The sequence below is a fragment of the Vreelandella sp. DA03-1M genome (genome assembly GCF_055725665.1).
Genome location: NZ_CM146798.1, coordinates 2,559,366 through 2,580,221 on the forward strand (window position 1 = coordinate 2,559,366; position 20,856 = coordinate 2,580,221).

Consider the following 20,856-nt stretch of genomic DNA (forward strand, 5'->3'; position numbering starts at 1 on the left):
AAGACAACTCCCTTAGGGCTAGCTTTCAATGCTCACGGGGAGCGGCAAACGGCGGTCCAGCAAGCTGATCCAGCGTGTCAACACCGGGGCATCACTGTGGCTGACTTCGCTCAACAAGCGCCTGAAACTCTCTTTGGCCTGCTGGTCATTAGGCTCAATGCGCGTCAACCATAGCTCAAGGGCCGCCAGCTCCTGGTGACGGTTGCCATGCTCGCGAGCTTGGTTAATCGCCATCTCAGCTAATGCTTTCACCTCATTGGCGGGATGCCCAAGCAGATCACGCACCTTGGCAAGCTGGGTGGCTAATTCCGGCAGGAATAGCGTTGTCCTTTCACGGGCGATCACTAAGCACTGATCCAGGTAATCCTCTGCAGCGTTTAGCTCGCCCAGCTCAATACACGCATCCGAATACCAGAGCACTGGCCGCTGGTAGCGGTTACGCCCTTTCAGCTCGGCCATCTGATCTAGACAGTCACGCAGTTGGGTAAGCCCCGCCGTATCCCCTGCCAACGCCCGCTGCCAGCCGAGAATAATTTGTGCGGAAATTTGCCATAGCTGCAAATCTGGTGTGCCGGTCATAGCGGCCGCTCGCTCGGCGTGCCGGGCAGCCAGATGAACGTGTCCCAATTGACGATAAAGCGCCGCGGCAAATAATAGCGCCATCGCCAAAGTCCCAGGGTGTGCAATCTTCTCCGCTAGGCGAATCGCCGACGAGACTTGACGTTCAGCGCGCTGATAATCGCCACGCAAACAGAGCGCCCAGCCTTGAAAGCAGGCAGCAGAAACCTGCGGGTGATCAGAGAATGGCAGCCACTCAATCATCATCTGCGCATTCAGCGGATCAATTTCATCCAAGTGATCGTGCGCCTGCTGAATGCGCCCAGCCCAATACTCGCAATTAGCCCGGGCATAATCGGCTAAACGGCGATAACGCGGGTCTTCGAGACGAGACGCGATATCGGCCAGAGTTGAAGCCAAAGCAAACGCATCCGCATGGGCATAGCGCTGACTACGACCGACCCAGAGCCCCCATTTCACCAGGAATATCTGTTCAAGATCTTCCGGGTCTTCAAGGCTATCGCTGCCCGATTCACGCAGCAGCTCTCGTGCACGCACAAAGCTTTCGTGGGCGGTCGGTGAACCATGCCCCTCTAACGAAAAGGCCGCCTGACCGCGAACGGTGAGCAGACTCACTTCACGCTCGATCTCGTGCTCAACATGGCGAAGGCTCGCTAAGCCGAAATCCGCCATACGCAGTGCGGTTCGGTTAGCACTGACCTTGAGCGCTTCCCGAGCGGCCAGCTCAAAGTAACGGGCGCCACGGGCATAGTGCCCACTACGACGTAGGTGGGTCGCGAAATCACCGGGGTGACGACTGATCCATACCGGAAAACGCTCTTCTATTAAAGTCACCACCTGCTGGTGCAGCTTGACCCGCACATCTCTCGGGCAAGAGAGATAAGCGGCTTCCTGCAGCAACTGGTGACTAAACTGGAATTCATGGTCACCACTCTCTTTATCAACCGGCTCAACAATTTCCAGTACCCGCATATGCTCAAGCGCTTGGTTAAGCCGACCTTTTTCCCAGCCACTGCACTCAAGTAGAAAATCCAACCGAAAGCGCTTACCCAGTACCGCTGCTACGTGGGCAATTTCACGGTCGCCCTCAAGTTGATCAATACGGCTTGCTAAAAGCCCTAATAACCCTTTGGGCAGTTCTTCAAACTGAACACTGCGCCCTTCTCGGCGATCCATATCCAAACGACGGCAAATCTCCTGCATATACAGAGGCACACCATCGCAGCGCTCAATAATTTGATTACGCAACCGCGGACTCAGGTGGATACGGTAACGGCGGGAAAGCTGCGACAATAGCCGTGAAGACTGCAGCGCATCCAGGTTGCCTAAGCTAATTTGCTGATCCCAGTGCAATTTCACCGGCAACGCTTCACGCCCATGATGACTAGCGACCAACATAAAAGCAGTATTGATGGGTAGTCTTGCCTGCAACCCTGCCAATACTTTAAAGGAGGGTTCATCCAGCCACTGTAAATCATCAATCATGAACACCAGCGTGTGGGTCGTTGCTTGCCGCTCAATTAAACGGTGCAAAAGCATCACGACCAGCTCAACGGCTTCGCCACTTTGGGCAAGCTGGGTGATCTCCTGTACTTCATGCACTCCAAGCGCTTGCTCCAACAGATGCTGCCGGTCAGCCGTCAGCTGATCAAACCCTAGCGTTGCCTGTAGTTCGTGAATGGCTTCAACGGTAAGCGCCTGCTTGAGATACCAGCCAACCAGCGTGCGGGCCACCCCATAAGGGTCTAGCACCGAAAGACGCGTGGTGGGCTGCCAGCATATCGCCGCGTCACGGCTAAGTTCTAATTGGCGAAAACCGACCATTAACGCCGATTTTCCCATACCCGAGGCACCACGCACCAATACACTTTGGCGCAAGCCAATACCCGCCCGCGCCAGCGCATCGCGCAGGGTACGCAGCGACGTCTCACGGCCCACCAAGCTGGGGGGAAGTGCATCGCGGCCGCCTTCGTTCTGGCCCAGCACCAGAGCACGCAGGCGCACACGACCATCGCTGGCGATCAAACGTGACACCAGGCGTGGCTGAAGATCAAGCGCGGGCGGCATATGCTGACTGGCTTCTTGGGAAATAACCAGTTCACTACCTTCTGCTGCGCTCATCAGCTCCAAAGACATTTGCGTGACTTGCCCTAACGGATCCGCTAACTGACGCTCGGGTAGGTACACCACACGACCGCTGTGCAAGCCAGCGGCCAACTCAAAGTGCGGTATATCACCCTCACCAGTCCAGTGGCGCCCGCTCTCTTGGGGAAGGGCCTGACGACAATGCTCATAAAGCGCTACTAGTTCCGCCAGCTGATGCGCGGGGCCATGAGTACCGAAACAGGCCAAGCCTAAGCCGCCCGTAGCGCCTGGTAGCCAAAAGCCGCCTAAGTGATGGCACTGCTGCTCTAACCAGCGTAGTAATTCCAACTGCAGCGTAAGGCAGTGGCGTGTCGCCGCGCGATCTTGCCACTCCCCTTTTAGATGCAAGCGTATAGCCATCACGGAGAGCTGACGCAGTTCGATTTCATCTTCACGGAGCGGCTTACTATCTGCTGCCAGCGCGCGCGAAAAGGCGCCTTGAGGGCTCATCATTCGCGGGTCGTGGTGGCCATCTGACCAGTAGCTGGCTAACTGCAGAAAGCTTGGCTCAGGCTGCTGACCCGACAGCGCTAACAGCTGTAAATAGCTGTTGTACTGCTCATGGGCAGCAGCCATTTGGTTTTGTTCGGCGAGTTGACGAACCAAACGCTCATGAAAGGGACCGTAGCCTGAAAAGCGGCTGACCAACGCTTCCAAAATTGAATCAGGTACATCGGCGTGAGCTTCGAGCACCTGCTCAGCAAAACGAATGACACGCTGACGCCACTCATTACGAACTTGGACTAACCAGCGCTGAAATTCGCTACAGTTGGTCAGTTGCAGCTCTTCAATCAAGTCGCCTTGGTAACAAGACATCAGCGCTTCAAGGGTATTTAAATCGCGGGGTCCTTCTAAGAGCTGCTGCAGCGTATGGAGGTCAACCTGCCAGTTATTAGGAAGTTGAAAAGCAATCGTTTGCCGGGAGACACTTAATACTTGGTCGGCGCTCTCACCTAACGATTGGCGCAAACAGTGCAGCGCATGGCGCAGGTTGGTTCTGCCTGATGACAACCCTTGGTCGGGCCACAACAGCTCTGCCAGAGCAGCCCGATTGACCGGCTGGCGGTGCAGCAAAAGATAAACAAGCAGCGCTTTCACTTTGTCGTAACTAAAGTGGGTCAATACATCTTCGCCCTGGGTAAGCGAAAAGTGGCCGAATAAGGTTAACTGGTCTGTCTCACGAGCATCGCGCATGATAAACATCCTGCCGGGCTAAGCGGCTTAAGCTGGCACACCACTATGAAAACGAAAAGCCGTATCGGGCGAAGTAATCAGCTCCGCTTCACGCGCTACAAAAAAAGCGATCCGCTCGTCAATAGAGCTTGCTGTTTGCTGGCGAGCCAGCAACAAATAGTCTTCAAAATGACGGCCTTCTGACTTCACAAGAGTGCGATAAAACTTGGCAAGCTCTTCGTCTAAATAAGGAATCAAACAAGCAAACCGTTCACAGCTACGTGCTTCAATAAGCGCACCGATGATTAACACATCAATTAGCCGTTCGGGATCATTACTACGCAAGTGTCGCCTAAGCCCTTCAGCGTAACGTGATGCCGTTAAATGTTGGTAGGCAACGCCGCGTGCTTCCATAAGCGCGACTACCTGCTCGAAATGGAGCAGCTCTTCACGGGCTAATTGCGACATTTTGCTGAGCAACAGCGGCTGATCAACATAGCGATAGAGCAGACTCATTGCCGTAGAAGCGGCTTTTTTTTCACATTGCGCGTGGTCAATTAATAGCGTTTCAGGATTTTCGAGCGCCCACTGCAGCCATGCGTCAGGGGTTGCACAGGCCAGAAACTGGCGCAGGCTTTCAGGCAACAGATCATCCGCTTTTAACGCATGGTCAGCCCTTTGCAAGGCATTCGTTTGTAATTTATCAGTTTGGAAAGTACTGATTTGTAAAGTACTGGGTTGTATCGACATAACACCATTACCAATCTTGTGTTTCACTATTGTACAACATATAAGCGCTCAAAACGCTCAGTCCCTGTTAGGTACAAATCTTTATACCTTGCATCGCCTATTACTAATGTAGTCATTCGCTCAAAAATGCTCCACACACTTTATACGGACACTATTAGTAGGATGCCTCTAAGGTTATAAATTGAGGTCTATGGTAACCCGCTGTAACCTCAATCACACCCGCACAAGCCTATGTTAAATTAGAAAATGGTAAAAACTTTCCTGAATTTGAGCCAAACGACTAATAAAAAGGTGCTTTTTGATTCATTTAGATCGTGACATCAACATAAAGTACAACAGAGGTCACGCCATGCCAGCTTAACATTGTCGACAGTTTGCCGTAGAATCTCGGCCATCCAACCATATGCTGTTTGTCAAGCGTATGTCCTATGTGATTGGTCCACTTTCCAACACTGCGCAGCCAATACGGTGCTACGTGTAGGCCGTCACCATAAAGTAAATCAGAACGTAGATGAGAGGGCCCCAACGTGCTTGAAGCTTACCGCCAACATGTCGAGGAACGTGCTGCTGAGGGCATCCCGCCCAAACCCTTAACCGCCGAACAAGTAGCGTCAGTAGTTGAGCTGCTTAAAACGCCACCGGCCGGTGAAGAGGAGTTTATTCTCGATTTAATCACCAATCGCGTACCGCCCGGTGTTGATGAAGCCGCGTATGTAAAAGCGGGTTTTCTAACTGCAGTCGCGAAAGGTGAAGCAAGCTCGCCGCTGATCGACAAGGTGCATGCTGTTAAACTGCTTGGCACCATGCAGGGCGGCTACAACATTGTTTCAATGGTTGAACTTCTCGATAACGAGGAGCTTGCCCGTGAAGCTGGTGAGCAGCTCAAGCACACACTGTTGATGTTCGATGCTTTCCATGATGTCGAAACACGCGCCAAGAACGGCAATAGCGTTGCTAAAGAAGTCATTCAATCTTGGGCAGATGCTGAGTGGTTCCTCTCTAAACCGGCCCTGGCTGAAAAAATTACACTCAGCGTGTTTAAAGTACCTGGCGAAACCAACACGGATGACTTGTCTCCGGCGCCAGATGCTTGGTCACGCCCTGATATACCGCTGCACGCCAATGCGATGCTTAAAAACGAGCGTGATGGCATTGAGCCTGTGGTGCAAGGCACCACAGGCCCGCTCAAGCAGATTGAAGACGTTAAAGCAAAAGGCTTTCCGGTTGTTTACGTTGGTGACGTTGTGGGCACTGGTTCATCACGTAAATCAGCGACTAACTCCGTACTCTGGTTCTTTGGCGACGACATTCCTTACGCCCCGAACAAGCGCGCTGGCGGTTTCTGCTTTGGTAGCAAAATCGCGCCTATCTTCTTCAACACCATGGAAGACTCAGGCGCCCTGCCGGTAGAGATGGACGTCACCAACCTGAACATGGGCGACATCATCGACGTTTATCCTTATGAAGGCAAAGTCTGCAAGCATGGCAGCGATGACGTCATCACTACGTTTGAACTTAAAACGCAGCTGATCCTGGATGAAGTTCGTGCTGGCGGCCGTATCCCTCTTATCATTGGTCGCGGACTAACCGGCAAGGCGCGTGAGTCGTTGGGAATACCGGCCTCTGACGTTTTCCGCTTACCCGATCAGCCCAAAGATACTGGCAAAGGCTTTACCTTAGCCCAGAAGATGGTTGGCAAAGCGTGTGGTTTGGACGGCGTTCGCCCAGGCATGTACTGCGAGCCTAAAATGACCACCGTTGGGTCTCAAGACACCACCGGCCCGATGACACGCGATGAGCTGAAAGACCTTGCTTGCCTAGGCTTCCAGGCCGATCTGGTCATGCAGTCTTTCTGCCATACCGCCGCTTATCCTAAGCCGGTCGACGTGGATACCCACCACACTCTGCCGGACTTCATCATGAACCGCGGCGGTGTTTCACTACGCCCCGGCGACGGTATCATTCACAGCTGGCTGAACCGCATGCTGCTGCCTGACACAGTAGGCACCGGCGGCGACTCGCACACCCGCTTCCCGCTGGGCATCTCGTTCCCAGCCGGTTCAGGCCTGGTAGCATTTGCTGCTGCTACCGGTGTAATGCCGCTGGATATGCCGGAATCGGTACTGGTTCGCTTTAAGGGCCAACGTCAGCCGGGCGTTACGCTGCGCGATCTGGTTCACGCCATTCCACTTTACGCCATCAAGCAGGGCTTGTTGACGGTCGATAAATCCAACAAGAAAAACGCCTTCTCAGGCCGCGTGTTGGAAATTGAAGGTTTGGAAGACCTAACCGTCGAGCAAGCCTTTGAGCTTTCCGATGCCTCTGCCGAGCGTTCTGCTGCTGGCTGTACGATTACGCTGTCAGAAGAGAGCGTGACCGAATACTTGAAGTCCAACATCACCCTATTGAAGTGGATGATGGGCAACGGTTACGGTGACGAACGTACCATTAGCCGCCGTATTGAAGGTATGGAAGCATGGTTGGCTAACCCGAGCTTGATGCGTGCCGACCAAGATGCCGAGTACACTGAAGTTATCGAAATTGACCTGGCTGAAATTAAAGAGCCGGTTCTGTGTGCCCCGAACGACCCCGACGATGCTCGCCTGCTATCAGAAGTAGCTGGCCAGAAAATCGACGAAGTCTTTATCGGTTCATGCATGACTAACATCGGCCACTTCCGGGCTGCGGGTAAGTTGCTTGAAAAGCAGCCTGCCGGTAGTTTAAAAACCCGGCTGTGGCTGGCACCACCGACGAAAATGGATCAGCACCAGCTGACCCAAGAAGGCTACTACGGTATTTACGGTCGTGCCGGTGCCCGCATGGAAATGCCGGGTTGTTCACTGTGTATGGGTAACCAGGCGCGCGTTGCTGCCAAGAGCACCGTCGTGTCTACGTCTACACGAAACTTCCCGAACCGCCTGGGCGATGGTGCCAACGTGTACCTTGCCTCTGCGGAACTGGCGGCTGTTGCCGCGGTAGAAGGACGCCTACCCAGCGTTGAAGAGTATCAACGTTACATGGGTGAGTTTGACGCCATGGCTGGCGAGATTTATCGTTATATGAATTTTCACGAAATCGAGGAGTATCAAAAGATCGCCTCTAACGTGATTCCGATCGCTCAAGAAGCTTAGTTTAACGCTTGAGTCTGATCACCCCATCGCCGATGCTCGCACCATCGCAGAGAATGTGACAGATTGCATTTTCTGAGTCGATGACCGAACGCCCCGCCACTGTTCTTCAGGGCGGGGCGTTTTTTTGCACTGCCTTTGGACACCGGTTTAATATCAACAGCCTCTACCATTAGGAGCGTGTGATGACGAATTCAACGCAAATTGTGACACCCGATCTTTGTGATGCGCACCCAGAAGTCGCCGTGCTAGACCCACTGTTTGTTAACTTTGGCGGTCTTGAAGCCTTTTATGGTCCTATTCGCACCATTAAATGTTTTGAAGATAACTCCATGGTTAAGCAGGCGGTCGCCGAGCCAGGTAATGGCGCGGTGCTGGTGGTCGACGCAGGCGGTTCGCATCGCTGCGCCATGCTGGGTGATATGCTGGCAGAGCAGGCCGTCGCCAACGGCTGGGCAGCTGTTGTTATGTACGGCTGCGTGCGCGATGTGGATATACTCGCCGCCCTGCCGATTGGCGTTCAGGCATTGGGAAGCCATCCGCGCAAGAGTGAAAAGCGCGGTGAAGGTCAGCGTGATATTGACGTCACCTTTGCAGGCGTCACCCTTCAGCCCGGCCAATGGTTATATGCAGATAACAACGGCATTATTGTTGCTGCGCATAAGCTACCCCTCCCCTGACTATTTCTTGACCACCCATAAGGATTGGTAACAGTCCACTTGCCAGGCGTGGTGCTTACTGCCACCCTGGTAATTCATTCTTACCGTTTAGTGACGATGCAGCCTTTGACCTACCTTGGCTCTGCCTTACTGCGCACGCTGCGCGATCATCTTCGCCCTCTGATCGCCTATCACCTGTTTTTCACGCTGCTTGCCTCAGCCTTACTGCTACCCGCCATTACCTGGGTGATACGCGGATTACTTGCCCAACTCAACCGGACCGTCGTTACCAACGATGAGCTGATCGCTCTGCTGTTTAGTCCACTCGGGTTAGTGGGTATGTTAGTAGGGCTTGGATTCACGTTTTTAATTATTTATTGGCAACAGGCGGGCATGCTGCAAGTTGCGATTAGACCCCGCGACAATCACTACCGCCTAGCGCTTGAAGCACTTTGGCTAAGCACTCAACGTTTGCCAGCACTCGCTGGGTTGGTGATTCTTCAGGTAGGCACACACTTACTGCTATTGGCCCCTTTTATGCTCGGGCTGGCTTGGTTATATAGCTTCTGGCTCAGCGGTATAGACCCTTACTATTTACAGAGAGTGCGCCCCCCCGCGCTGTGGTACTTCATTGGCTGCGCCCTCCCCCTGATCATTGCCTGGATATGGGCGGCCTCATGGCTCTATCTGCGCTGGCTGCTCGCACTACCCTTAGTGGCCCTGGAAAGGTGCAACCCCTGGCGAGCGCTGAAGCGTAGCGTTAGCTTAACGCGCGGCTGGCGACGCTCAATTGGTGCAGCGGTTCTGCTCTTGCTACTGATTATTATCAGCCTGCCGTTACTGGCCACTTTGCTATTCGACCGGCTATTTACGCCCTTGCTGTGGTGGCTGCCTGAGCATAACGCCGTACTCATACCGGCGATGTTGGCGTACCTGTTGGGCTATGTGCTGATTACGCTGACCATTACCTTTTTGGGTATTGCCACTAACGCCCTTCTTTCTGCCTGCTTGTACATGCAGCTGGCGCATCAAGAACCACGCCCGGCGGCCCCACCGGAAGATACGAACGCAGGGCGCCTTGCCTGGGCGGTTGAGCTCAGCGTGCTTGTTTTTGCCGGCCTTCAAGCATGGTGGATTCTGAATAGCTTCGAAATTCGTGACAACGTCGCAGTGATAGCCCACCGCGGAAGCTCCATGGTGGCTCCTGAAAACACCCTCTCTGCATTAGAGCAGTCACTGATTGATGGTGCTGATTATATCGAAATTGACGTACGCTTGAGCAGTGACCAGCAGGTAATGCTCTACCACGACCGCAGCATGGCACGGCTAACTGGTGACAGCCGTGAGTTTGGTGAGCTAACCAGAGACCAACTTAGCCAATTCGATGTGGGCAGTTGGTTTGGGGATGCGTTTCAAGGCGAGAACATTCCTGGCCTGGACGAAGCGCTCGAAAGAGTTCGTGGAAAAGCGGGGTTAATGATTGATATCAAGCCCCTGCCGGGTCAAGAGCAAGCGTTAGCCGATGCCGTTATTGATACCTTAAATGCCGAGAGCGACATTCGCTACCGCTGCTGGGCAACCCAACAAAACGCCTTTGATGGTTATACCGCCTGCGGTTTCCCCAATGCGCTGTTGGATATGCGGATGGCGACCATGTCGCCGTCACTACTTGAGTATATTAATGTCCGGGCGCCAGAACTGCGCGTTACTTTGTTGGCGCAGCTCATTCTGCCCGGCACACTCAATCGTCGTGGTTTTGACGCATTAGGCCTGCGCCATAACCGCATCACGGAAGGAGAAGTTCGCCTGGCACGGCTGTACGGCTACGAAATACACGCCTGGACGGTTAACGACCGCGCTAGAATGTCGACGCTGATTGACCTGGGCGTCGATGCCATTATCACTGACTACCCAGATCGTTTAACAGAGCTTATTCAGATTCGCCGTGAGTTAAGCGACGGGGCGCTAATGCTGGTGAAACTGCGCAACTGGCTTCGTCAGTAGCACTCCTAATCGCCCATCACCACACCCTCACGGCGTGGGTCAGCGCCGCCAAACAGTGTGCCATCGTTAAGCCGCCTGATGGCCTGTAGCCCGCTGGTCAACTCCCGTTCGCTGACCGTGTGGCCTCGCTCGCGTAGTGACGCAATAGTTTCCTCAGGAAAACGCCCCTCTTCGACGTAAACATCGCCACCCAACGTAATGGCATGGGGAAGATTGAGCGCTTCCTGGGCACTCAGCCCCCAGTCACGCAGCGCGACTAGAGTGCGGGCCGTATAGTGAATGATCGCCGCACCACCCGGCGAACCCAAGCTGGCCACTAGCTCACCGCTTTCTTGATCGAATACCAACGTAGGGCTCATGCTGGAACGCGGGCGCTTGCCTGGCTCGACTCGGTTCGCCACAGGGTCGCCATCCACTTCAGGGGAAAATGAAAAATCGGTGAGCTCATTATTGAGCAGGAAACCACCCGCTAGGCCCGTTCCGCCATCCGAGAGAATGCGCGAACCGAACGCCTGCTCAATGGTGGTCGTCATGGCCACCGCATTGCCCTCCTCATCCACAATACTGATATGGCTAGTGCCATACTCAGGCTGATCGGGCTGGCTGGCCCAACTAACGGCAAGCTCGCCGGGATTACCCGGTTCAGCGCTGTCGCCCATGCTCATCTCTTCAATGAGCTCACTGCGTTGCTCCAGGTAGTCAGGGGCCAGCATCAATGACCAATCCCCCCCCGGTGCTTCGACAAAGTCCGGGTCGGCGATATAACGACCGCGGTCGGCAAAAGCGAGCCGCGAGGCTTCCAGAAACTGGTGCAACCACCCGCTGCTTGGAGCGCCGTTATCGAACGGGGCTTCAAGCAACGGCTGTTGTTCGAGCATGCCCAAAATCTGCATCACGGTCAGATGACCCGACGAAGGGGGCGGGAAGCCGCACACTTCCCACTGCTGCCAAGGCGTACACAGCGGCTCGCGGTCAAGCGCCTCATAGCCACTCATGTCCTCCATCGACAAGCTGCCTGGGCGCTCAGGGTGGTTCTGAACGCGCTCAACGATGTCTTCGGCTACGGCCCCTTCATGCAGGGCGGCGCTGCCTTGCTCAGCGACTTGGCGTAAAACCGCAGCCAAGGCAGGGTTTTTGAGCGTTTCACCGACGGCAATGGGCTCGCCTTCAGCATCGTAATAAAATTGGCTCGCCAGAGGGTCTTGGCGCAGGAACTCATCGCTTTCAAGGCTGGTGTGCAGCCGGTTGCTAACGGCAAACCCCTCTTCCGCTAAGGTAATCGCCGGTTTAAACAGTTCCGCCCATGCCAGCTCACCATGCTCAGCGTGAGCCTTCTCAAGCATACGCAGCGTGCCCGGCACGCCTACTGATAGACCGCTAACCACCGCGTCATTAAACGCCATCGGCTCACCATCCTGTAAAAACAGCTCGCCATTAACGCCCTGGGGGGCCGTTTCACGCCCATCGTAGGCACGCACTTCGTCGCCATCGTAGAGCATCAAAAAAGCTCCGCCGCCGATACCGCTGGATTGCGGCTCCACCAAATTCAGCACCATTTGCACCGCAATGGTCGCATCAATGGCGTTACCACCGGCTTTAAGGACTTGATAACCAGCATCGGTGGCTAGCGGATTGGCCGCGGCCACCGCAAACGACTCCGCCGCCCAGCCCGGCTTCTCTTCGTAACCAGACTCGCTTTCGGGTGAAATTGAAGGAGTCTCATAGCTAAACCCCCAGCTATATAATGGCGCCACCAGCAAAACAGGTAGCGCGAACTTAATTGACTTTGGGGACATCTCAGCGCTCTCCGCGACAAATTTAAAAACCACTCCAGAAGAGTAGCCTATAAAAACAACGACGCCCGGCACAATGGCCGGGCGTAAATTAGTCAAAATAAATATAACTATTCGATTTTTTGCCCTGCGAGCATAAACCAGGTTTCCAATACCGCGTCGGGATTAAGTGATACAGAGTCAATACCCTGCTCCATCAACCATTTAGCCAGGTCAGGATGATCTGACGGCCCCTGGCCACAAATGCCGACGTATTTCCCCTTCGCTTTGCACGCCTGAATCGCCATCGCAAGCAGCTTTTTAACCGCCCCATTACGCTCATCGAACAGATGTGCAACGATGCCCGAATCACGATCTAACCCCAATGTTAACTGCGTTAAATCGTTAGAGCCGATAGAGAACCCATCAAAGTACTCAAGGAACTCATCGGCTAGCAGGGCGTTAGCTGGCAGTTCGCACATCATAATCACTTTCAAGCCTGTCGGACCGCCTCGCTCCAAACCATTGGCGGCCAACAGCTCTACCACCTCTCGCGCTTCGTCGGTGGTACGCACGAAGGGCACCATGATCTCCACATTCTCGAACCCCATCTCTTCACGCACCCGCTTCAGGGCACGGCATTCAAGTTCAAAGCAGGGCCGGAACGCTTCAGAAATGTAGCGCGACGCACCCCGAAAACCGAGCATCGGGTTCTCTTCCCCCGGCTCATAGAGCTTACCGCCAATCAGGTTTTCGTATTCGTTAGACTTGAAGTCTGACAGCCGCACGATCACACGCTGCGGATGGAACGCGGCTGCCAGCGTCGAGATCCCCTCAACCAGTTTATCGACGTAAAAACTGACGGGGTCGGCATAACCGGCCGTCCGTAAATCGATCACCTGCTGTAGATCCACTGGCAGCGTGTCGTACTCCAACAGCGCTTTAGGGTGAACGCCGATCATGCGGTTAATAATAAATTCGAGACGCGCCAAGCCTACACCCGCGTTTGGGAGGCTGGCGAAGCCGAAGGCGCGATCGGGATTGCCCACATTCATCATGATTTTGAAGGGGATTTCCGGCATGGCGTCAACACTGGAGACTTTGCAGTCAAACTCCAGCAGCCCTTCGTAGACATTGCCGGTGTCGCCTTCCGCACACGAAACCGTAACGTCGATGCCCTCTTTGAGCTGGGTCGTCGCGTCGCCGCACCCCACTACCGCTGGAATGCCCAATTCACGGGCAATAATGGCAGCATGGCAAGTGCGCCCGCCGCGATTGGTGACGATGGCGGAAGCGCGTTTCATAATTGGCTCCCAATCCGGGTCAGTCATATCGGTGACCAGAATATCGCCGTCATGGATCTTGTCCATATCGTCAGGGCTGAGCACCACTTTGACGGTACCGCGGCCAATGCGCTGTCCAATCGCTCGTCCGGTGATTAATGTGCGGCCTTTTTCGCGCAGCTGGAAACGCTCAAGCTTGCCGCCTTCCTGCTGGGAAACGACCGTTTCAGGACGCGCCTGAACGATATACAGCTCACCATCATCACCATCTAGTGCCCACTCAATATCCATGGGGCGTTGGTAGTGCTGCTCGATCGTCATGGCCTGACGAGCCAGCTCCATCACCTGTTGATCATTAATACAGAAGCGACTGCGATCCTGATGAGGCACATCCACGGTTTCAACGGATTTACCGGCGCTGGCATCCTGGCCGTAAATCATCTTGATCAGCTTGGAGCCCAAGTTACGGCGCAGCACTGCCGGGCGGCCCGCCGCTAGGGTCGGTTTATGCACGTAGAATTCATCGGGATTGACTGCGCCCTGCACCACGGTTTCGCCTAAGCCCCAGGAGCCAGTAACGAAAACCGCATCGCGGAAGCCAGACTCGGTATCCAAGGTAAACATAACGCCCGACGCACCGATCTCAGAGCGCACCATCTTTTGCACACCGGCCGACAAAGCAACATTTTCGTGGGCGTAGCCCCGATGGACGCGGTAGGAGATAGCGCGGTCGTTAAACAGCGAGGCAAATACTTCGTGCACGGCACGTTTAATATTGTCGAAACCTTCAATATTGAGAAAAGTTTCCTGCTGACCCGCGAAGGAAGCATCGGGTAAATCTTCAGCGGTAGCAGAGCTGCGCACGGCCACTTTCAGTTGCGGGTGCTGTTGCTGCAGTTGGCCATAGGCATCACGCAGGGCCGCTTCAAAAGTAGCAGGCAGCGGAGTATCGATGATCCATTGGCGTATATTACGACCCGCTTCGGCCAGCGCCTTAACATCGTCGACATCCAGGCGCGCCAGGGTGGCATTAATGCGATCGTTTAACCCTTCGTGGGAGAGAAATTCACGATAAGCGTGGGCGGTGGTGGCAAAACCGCCAGGAACCGTTACGCCAGCACCGGACAGGTTAGAAATCATTTCACCCAGCGAGGCGTTTTTACCACCTACGCGTTCGACATCCGCCATACCCAGCTGATCGAACCACAGAATGTACTCTTCCACGTAACCCCCTCGCTCTAGATATCGGCATGGTTTTGAAGACCATGGATAATTGACCAAGACACCCTAGCACCGCGTCAATATATTCGCCATTGGTCTAATAGCGAAGAGAGTGGAGGATTTTTACAACAGCAGAGCTTTTTGGGCTATTTATGTAGTCGGGCGCATTTTCCCCCAGGACAACCGATGATGGCCCGTTGTGCTGGCAAACGGCACGGCTCACAATAGCCGGATCACTCACCAGTGGATTTCGTTATGAAACGTACGGCTTTTTTTATTTCAGATGGCACCGGCATCACAGCTGAGAGCTTAGGGCGTAGCTTGCTGGCCCAGTTCAGCGATGTTGAAATCGATATGCAGACCAAGCCCTATATCGATACGTTGGAAAAAGCGCAGGCGTTAGCAGCGATTATTGAGTCGACGGCCAACCGCGACGGCCATCGCCCGATCATTATCGACACCATTGTGGATCAACAAATTCGTGACGTTATTCGTCAGGCATCGGGATTTAAGGTCGATATTTTTTCAACCTTTCTGGAGCCCTTGGAGCAGGAGCTTGAGACCCACTCCTCCTACAGCGTTGGGCGCACGCACTCGATTGGCAGCGATGACGTCTATATGGATCGCATTCACTCCGTCCATTTCGCGCTGGATAATGATGACGGTGCTCGAACCCACCAATACGATAAAGCGGATATCATTCTGGTCGGCGTTTCGCGCTGCGGCAAAACCCCTACTTCGCTCTACCTGGCTTTACAGTTCGGCATTCGAGCGGCCAACTATCCGCTGACGGAGGATGATTTAGACGAAGATGGCATGTTAAAACTGCCCAAGGCGCTCGCGCCCCATCGTCAAAAACTGTTTGGGTTAACCATTGATGCGCGGCGTTTATCAGCGATCCGTAATGAACGGCGGCCGAATAGCCGTTACAGCTCTATTGACCAGTGTCTTCAAGAAGTAGAGCAAGCGGAGTCGCTTTATCGCACCATGCACATTCCCTTTATTGATGCGACGCGCTTCTCGGTAGAAGAGATATCAACGCGGATGATTGCGGAAACGGGCTTAGCGAGGCGCTTTTCGCCCCGCTAACGATTCATACTGCGGCTAACTTACATTCCTTTTGGGGCAAAAATTCCCGGCGCGTTTCGCCAGTAGCCTTTGTAATCCATCCCAAAACCAAACACATAACGGTCGGCGACTTCCAAGCTGCAGTAGTCGGCCTTTAAACCGGGTACCGCTTTGCGGTTGTGCTGTTTATCCACCAATACAGCCGTCGTGACACTGGCTGCCTGAGCTTCTTCGCAGTAAGCCAAAATGGCGGCTAGCGTGGCGCCTTCGTCCAAGATATCGTCAACGATCACCACATGGCGCCCCGCCATCGGCACCTCAGGAGACACACGCCAAAACAGCTCACCGCCGCGCAGCTCATTGCGGTATCGAGTGGCATGTAAGTAATCCACTTCAAGCGGAAAGCCCAGCCGGGTTAGCAAATGCCCTGTAGTGATTAAGCCGCCATTCATAACGCAGTAAAAGACCGGCAGCTTGTCGCCTAAATCTCGCGTGATCGCTTCCGCCATACGATCAAGTGCCCGCTCTACCTCTTGCTGAGAAATAAGGCAGTCGGCGTTATCCATCAATTCACGCATTGAGTCCAATGACTCTAAGGCTTCTTTATCCAACTTTGACATCTAAACTCCAGGCGGGTTAAAAGCTTCAATTACATGAGTCGTGTGAATTTACACAGCATTGGGTTTCGGTTTATCAGCCAATGCTTCCAACTTAGCGTGGGTACGACGCCATCGGCCCAACGCACTTAGGGCATCAATATCAGGCCGTGCACGGCTGTAGCGCAGTTTGGCGGGACGCTTGGTTTCAATACCCCGGCAGTTTTCAATCACCTCAAGTGCCGCGGTGCGATCATTGCACACCAGCAACATATCGCAACCCGCCGCTAGCGCTGCCTGGGCTCGCTGTTTGGGCCCACCCGCCTCGTGGGCGCCCGCCATACTTAAATCATCAGAAAAGATGCAGCCTTTGAAGCCCAACGATTCACGCAGCATGCCCAACCAATGAGGGGAGAACCCGGCAGGACGCGGATCGAAAGCACTGTAAATCACATGCGCTGGCATCACGCCGTCTAACGGCGCGGCTAAATGGGCAAAGGGCACCAGGTCGCGTTGTTTAATCACCTCTAGCGGACGGTCATCCACCGGCAGCGCAACGTGAGAGTCTGCCGCGACGCCGCCGTGACCGGGGAAGTGTTTCCCGACAGCGGCCATACCAGCATCATGGAGCCCTTGAATAAAGGCGCTGCCAAGCTGAGCCACATGCTGCGGATCGCGGCTAAAACTTCGGTCACCAATAACACTTGAGACGCCGCTTTCGACATCCAGTACCGGAGCAAAGCTAAGATCCAAACCGCAGGCAGCCATTTCCATGCCCAATAGCCAGCCAGCATCTTTTGCGAGCGCAAGACCGTCATCGGGATTAGCGCTATAACACTCCCCAATGCGAGCCATGGCGGGAAGGCGCGTCATCCCCTCTTTAATGCGCTGAACGCGGCCACCCTCTTGATCAACAGCAAGCAATAAGTCCGCACGCACACGTCGAATATCGCTGCATAGTTGGCGTACTTGATAGCCGTTCTCGACATTGCGGGCAAACAGAATAACCCCCCCTACCGACGGTTCTAGCAGCAAGCGCTTTTCTGCGGCCGTTAATTTCGGGCCTTCAAGGTCGAGCATGACCGGGCCTAACGGTTGAGTCATCGTGATAGGTCCATTAAAAAAGAGGCGGTGATTCTAGACGATCGTCTAGCGGTGTCAAAACGGATTAGTCAAATGACTGACGACCGCCGTGCAACCAAACGGGGGTACCTGGTAACGCTAACGAAAAGATATAGAGCAAATCACTATTGCGTAAACGAATACAGCCGTGGGAGGCAGCAACGCCCATGGGCTGATCAGGTGGCGTACCATGAAGATAAATATAGCGACGCTGTGAATCGACCTGTCCACCACGGTTCACGCCTTTTTCTAATCCGCATAGCCACAGGATGCGGGTCAAAATCCAATCCCGCTTCGGATATGCTTCAGCTAGCGCAGGAGAAAATGCCTCTCCCGTCCAGCGACGACCACGAAATACCGCATTATCAGGCATCCCGCTGCCAATAGCGGCTCTTATATAGTGCCAACCCTGGGGTGTTTTGCCACTGCCATTGTACTCACCGACGCCCGCGAGGCCAGACGATACTTCACACTCATGCAGCACCTTCGGCCCTCGCCAACAGCGTAGCTGCTGCTGTGTGGTATCGATTTCCAACCAGATGTTCTCTACAGGGGGAAGCTCAGCGAGCTTGGGCGTTCGCATATTTTCCTTCTTCAAGTGCTGGGGGCAACGGTGCATTCATGGCAGCCACCACTACCGGGCGCAACCGCCTAACCAAATCCCGCACGGTGACCTGCTCGTGATAATCCTTTTCAGCGATGTCGCGCAGTGCATCAAGGCCTGAAAGCGTAAAAATCACCGTACCAAGCATAAAGTGTAGCCGCCAAAAGCGTTCCGCGTCAGGCAAGTCGGGCGTTGCTTGACGCACTAGCTCAGTGAAGCGGGTAAACACATCACCATACTCTTGCTGAATATGACGCCGAAGGTGCCCCTGCGCTTGGCTATAGGCAAGGCCCAGCAAGCGCATAAACACCTTTAAACTGTTGCGCTCGGCAGGCACTGCCAGCACGCTGGTCGCCATTGTTTCGAGTAGCGTTTCCAACGGAATAACGCGCCCTGCATGCTGGGCTTCAAGTTCATCAAGCGCGGTATGAAAACGCTGAGTGAACGGGTCCAGATAGCGTGAAAACACGGCCTGAATTAAGGCTTTTTTGGAACCAAAATGGTAATTCACCGCCGCTAAATTGACGCGCGCTTTGCTAGTGATGTTGCGCAGCGATGTTTCAGCAAAACCTCGCTCAGCAAACAGCACTTCCGCGGTGTCGAGTATTCGAGTTACCGTATCAGATTGAGCCATGCCGCTCTCCGGGGAAACGAGTGTTTAAAACATAGCAAAATTCTATGCCATTACGTTGGAGGGCTCAACGCTTGATTTTCTGATGGAATATGGCTGTCTATATCAGTAGAAGCTTAGTTTAAAACGATTAGGGAAGCTCTGAAAAAGTCACTGCCATCAGCGATAATACGGCTATCGTCAACTGCATAGGATTCAGTGCTGCCATGGATCAAATCACCTTCTCAGAAGCCGAGTACCAGAACAAGAAGCGAAAGACCCGCCGCGAACTCTTTCTGGAGCGGATGGACAAGCTGATCCCCTGGACGCAGTTGGAGAAGAAGGTAGCCCGTTATTACCCCAAGGGCGAGAGCGGGCGGCCTCCGTATCAACTGTCTGCCATGCTCCGCGTCCATTGCATGCAATTGTTTTACAACCTGAGCGATCCGGCCATGGAAGACGCCCTCTACGAGATCGAGTCCATGCGCCAATTCGCCGGTTTGAAACTGGACCGATTGCCGGACGAAACCACGATTCTCAAGTTTCGCCATTTTCTGGAACGCCACGGCCTTGGCAAGGTGCTGTTCCAGGAAGTGAACAACCACCTGGAGAAAAATGGCCTGATGCTGCGCGAAGGGAGCATTGTCGATGCCACTATCATTTCTGCGCCTAGTTCCACCAAAAACAAAAAAGGCGAGCGCGATCCGCAAATGCACCAAACTAAAAAAGGTAGCTCTTGGCACTTTGGCATGAAAATGCACATAGGTGTCGACGATAAGCTTGGGTTGATTCACAGCATTGAGACCACGGCTGCCAATGTCCATGACATTGTGCCTGCCGATAAGCTCCTTCACGGTGAAGAGCAACGCGTCTTCGGTGATGCCGGTTACCTTGGTATTCAAAAACGAGACGAGCACAAGCACCGCAACGATGTCTCTTGGTATATTGCCAAACGGCCTGGCACCCGCAAGCAGCTAGATGCCAGGCGACAGAAAGTCGAAAAAATCAAAGCCAGTATCCGTGCCAAGGTGGAGCACCCCTTTCGGTACATCAAACAAGTTTTTGGTTATGGCAAGGCTCGCTATCGTGGACTGGCCAAAAACACTCAGCGCCTGCACTTGCTGGCGGCGTTCAGCAACCTGCTGATCAGTGAGAAATACCTATGGGAATAGGGCGATTGCGCCCGTTTTCCGCTCAATGAGCGGGAAACGGGCAAAAATACACAAAGAACGGGAGAAGAATGTCTGAATTTTCGATTTTTTCTCGGCTCAAGTGAGCGGTGATGAATATCGGCAGTTATTCAGACCTTCCCTAGGAAAAATTCGGGGGCCTTTCTCGATAGGGGTTGACAAGACATATACTGGACAGAGGAACATACTGTATACTTAACCACTTATCGATTAAATCGACATTTAATTTGTTACTGTCTATTCACTATTATTGGAGTCTGGTATGTCGCGTCCGCTAACCGCTCGCCAACAGCACGTATTTGATTTTATTGTTAAGACCATGGGCGAATTTGGCTACCCTCCGACCCGTGCTGAAATTGCGAAAGCGCTGGGTTTCCGTTCACCTAACGCAGCGGAAGAGCACCTGCGCGCGCTAGAGCGTAAAGGCGCTATTCGCATTATTCGCAATACGTCACGCGGTATTCGCCTACCTAATCAAGAGCCCCAAGAGGTAGTAGACAGCACCTTAAGCGCGTTGCCCGCTGCCAATATTGAAGCCTCGCCTGCTGGCCTACCGGTGATTGGCGAAGTAGCCGCCGGGAGCCCTATCCTAGCTGCTGAGCATATTGACCGTTACTGCCCTCTGCCAGCCGAGTACTTCACTCCTAAAGCCGATTATTTGCTGCGTGTGCGAGGCCTTTCGATGAAGGATATTGGTATTTTAGAAGGTGATTTATTGGCAGTTCACCGTACCGAGCGGGTGCGCGATGGCCAGATTGTAGTGGCACGCCTAGAGGATGAGGTAACGGTTAAACGCTTCAAACGCCAGGGCCACCAAGTAACGCTATTTGCGGAAAATGCAGACTTTGCGCCCATTGAAATCGACCTGCGTTCACAGTCACTCGATATCGAAGGTGTCGGCGTTGGCGTTATTCGTGGCGGTAATGGCCAGGCATTGGGCTAACCACCGTCG

Annotated in this window: 14 protein-coding genes; 6 read left to right on the plus strand and 8 right to left on the minus strand. The window is 53.9% G+C overall.

The genetic code is table 11. The features are described from left to right. Nucleotides 1-18 precede the first annotated feature (18 nt). Nucleotides 19-3,918 carry an AAA family ATPase gene (locus ACXUPB_RS11950; RefSeq protein ID WP_335596314.1) on the minus strand — a complete coding sequence of 1,300 codons (3,900 nt, stop codon included), beginning with the start codon at nucleotides 3,916-3,918 and terminating at the stop codon, nucleotides 19-21. 27 nt (nucleotides 3,919-3,945) lie between these two features. Next, a complete protein-coding gene (locus tag ACXUPB_RS11955) occupies nucleotides 3,946-4,647 on the minus strand; it encodes a MiaE family protein (protein WP_335596313.1) in 702 nt (233 codons plus the stop codon). Between the two features lie 527 nt (nucleotides 4,648-5,174). Here ACXUPB_RS11955 and acnB point away from each other — a divergent pair. The 3 genes from acnB to ACXUPB_RS11970 all read left to right on the plus strand — a co-directional run bounded on the left by acnB (nucleotide 5,175) and on the right by ACXUPB_RS11970 (nucleotide 10,438). Beyond that, nucleotides 5,175-7,778 (plus strand): bifunctional aconitate hydratase 2/2-methylisocitrate dehydratase, encoded by a 2,604-nt coding sequence (gene acnB / locus ACXUPB_RS11960; RefSeq protein WP_035557525.1) that lies wholly within the window; start codon nucleotides 5,175-5,177, stop codon nucleotides 7,776-7,778. A 182-nt stretch (nucleotides 7,779-7,960) separates the two neighbouring features. Then, nucleotides 7,961-8,455, plus strand: coding sequence for a ribonuclease E activity regulator RraA (gene rraA, locus ACXUPB_RS11965; protein WP_179917116.1), 495 nt, complete (start codon nucleotides 7,961-7,963; stop codon nucleotides 8,453-8,455). 96 nt (nucleotides 8,456-8,551) lie between these two features. Then, nucleotides 8,552-10,438, plus strand: coding sequence for a glycerophosphodiester phosphodiesterase family protein (locus ACXUPB_RS11970; RefSeq protein ID WP_472952572.1), 1,887 nt, complete (start codon nucleotides 8,552-8,554; stop codon nucleotides 10,436-10,438). A gap of 5 nt (nucleotides 10,439-10,443) precedes the next feature. On the opposite strand, the gene ggt is transcribed toward ACXUPB_RS11970, so the two are convergent. Together ggt and ppsA are read right to left on the minus strand one after the other, a co-directional pair. Beyond that, nucleotides 10,444-12,234 (minus strand): gamma-glutamyltransferase, encoded by a 1,791-nt coding sequence (gene ggt / locus ACXUPB_RS11975; protein ID WP_472952575.1) that lies wholly within the window; start codon nucleotides 12,232-12,234, stop codon nucleotides 10,444-10,446. A gap of 107 nt (nucleotides 12,235-12,341) precedes the next feature. Then, nucleotides 12,342-14,717 (minus strand): phosphoenolpyruvate synthase, encoded by a 2,376-nt coding sequence (gene ppsA, locus ACXUPB_RS11980; protein ID WP_472952577.1) that lies wholly within the window; start codon nucleotides 14,715-14,717, stop codon nucleotides 12,342-12,344. A 252-nt stretch (nucleotides 14,718-14,969) separates the two neighbouring features. Between ppsA and ppsR the strand changes: the two genes are divergently transcribed. Then, nucleotides 14,970-15,803, plus strand: a complete 834-nt coding sequence (gene ppsR, locus ACXUPB_RS11985) for a posphoenolpyruvate synthetase regulatory kinase/phosphorylase PpsR (RefSeq protein WP_472952579.1) — start codon at nucleotides 14,970-14,972, stop codon at nucleotides 15,801-15,803. Between the two features lie 20 nt (nucleotides 15,804-15,823). Here the strand turns inward: ppsR and ACXUPB_RS11990 are convergent, their stop codons facing one another. The 4 genes from ACXUPB_RS11990 to ACXUPB_RS12005 form a co-directional block, all read right to left on the minus strand. After that, nucleotides 15,824-16,402, minus strand: a complete 579-nt coding sequence (locus ACXUPB_RS11990) for a hypoxanthine-guanine phosphoribosyltransferase (RefSeq protein WP_007114399.1) — start codon at nucleotides 16,400-16,402, stop codon at nucleotides 15,824-15,826. A 48-nt stretch (nucleotides 16,403-16,450) separates the two neighbouring features. Further along, nucleotides 16,451-17,482, minus strand: coding sequence for a beta-N-acetylhexosaminidase (gene nagZ, locus ACXUPB_RS11995; protein ID WP_472952583.1), 1,032 nt, complete (start codon nucleotides 17,480-17,482; stop codon nucleotides 16,451-16,453). 64 nt (nucleotides 17,483-17,546) lie between these two features. Next, entirely contained in the window at nucleotides 17,547-18,083 is a 537-nt protein-coding gene (locus ACXUPB_RS12000) for a L,D-transpeptidase (RefSeq protein ID WP_179917112.1), read from the minus strand. Then, nucleotides 18,061-18,738, minus strand: a complete 678-nt coding sequence (locus ACXUPB_RS12005; protein WP_335596310.1) for a TetR/AcrR family transcriptional regulator — start codon at nucleotides 18,736-18,738, stop codon at nucleotides 18,061-18,063. The genes ACXUPB_RS12000 and ACXUPB_RS12005 overlap by 23 nt, the downstream gene beginning before the upstream one ends. 203 nt (nucleotides 18,739-18,941) lie before the next feature. On the opposite strand from ACXUPB_RS12005, the gene ACXUPB_RS12010 reads away from it, so the two are divergent. Both ACXUPB_RS12010 and lexA read left to right on the plus strand, forming a co-directional pair. Then, entirely contained in the window at nucleotides 18,942-19,886 is a 945-nt protein-coding gene (locus ACXUPB_RS12010) for an IS5 family transposase (protein WP_101147219.1), read from the plus strand. 280 nt (nucleotides 19,887-20,166) lie between these two features. Further along, nucleotides 20,167-20,847: a transcriptional repressor LexA gene (gene lexA, locus ACXUPB_RS12015; protein ID WP_472952586.1), complete on the plus strand. Its 681-nt coding sequence runs from the start codon at nucleotides 20,167-20,169 to the stop codon at nucleotides 20,845-20,847. Nucleotides 20,848-20,856 lie beyond the last annotated feature (9 nt).

Coding starts and splice junctions, on each gene's coding strand:
- ACXUPB_RS11950 (WP_335596314.1), bottom strand. CDS start 3,918: ATGCGCGATGCTCGTGAGACAGACCAGTTAACCTTATTCGGCCACTTT.
- ACXUPB_RS11955 (WP_335596313.1), bottom strand. CDS start 4,647: ATGTCGATACAACCCAGTACTTTACAAATCAGTACTTTCCAAACTGAT.
- rraA (WP_179917116.1), top strand. CDS start 7,961: ATGACGAATTCAACGCAAATTGTGACACCCGATCTTTGTGATGCGCAC.
- ACXUPB_RS11970 (WP_472952572.1), top strand. CDS start 8,552: ATGCAGCCTTTGACCTACCTTGGCTCTGCCTTACTGCGCACGCTGCGC.
- ggt (WP_472952575.1), bottom strand. CDS start 12,234: ATGTCCCCAAAGTCAATTAAGTTCGCGCTACCTGTTTTGCTGGTGGCG.
- ppsR (WP_472952579.1), top strand. CDS start 14,970: ATGAAACGTACGGCTTTTTTTATTTCAGATGGCACCGGCATCACAGCT.
- ACXUPB_RS11990 (WP_007114399.1), bottom strand. CDS start 16,402: ATGTCAAAGTTGGATAAAGAAGCCTTAGAGTCATTGGACTCAATGCGT.
- nagZ (WP_472952583.1), bottom strand. CDS start 17,482: ATGACTCAACCGTTAGGCCCGGTCATGCTCGACCTTGAAGGCCCGAAA.
- ACXUPB_RS12000 (WP_179917112.1), bottom strand. CDS start 18,083: ATGCGAACGCCCAAGCTCGCTGAGCTTCCCCCTGTAGAGAACATCTGG.
- ACXUPB_RS12005 (WP_335596310.1), bottom strand. CDS start 18,738: ATGGCTCAATCTGATACGGTAACTCGAATACTCGACACCGCGGAAGTG.
- ACXUPB_RS12010 (WP_101147219.1), top strand. CDS start 18,942: ATGGATCAAATCACCTTCTCAGAAGCCGAGTACCAGAACAAGAAGCGA.
- lexA (WP_472952586.1), top strand. CDS start 20,167: ATGTCGCGTCCGCTAACCGCTCGCCAACAGCACGTATTTGATTTTATT.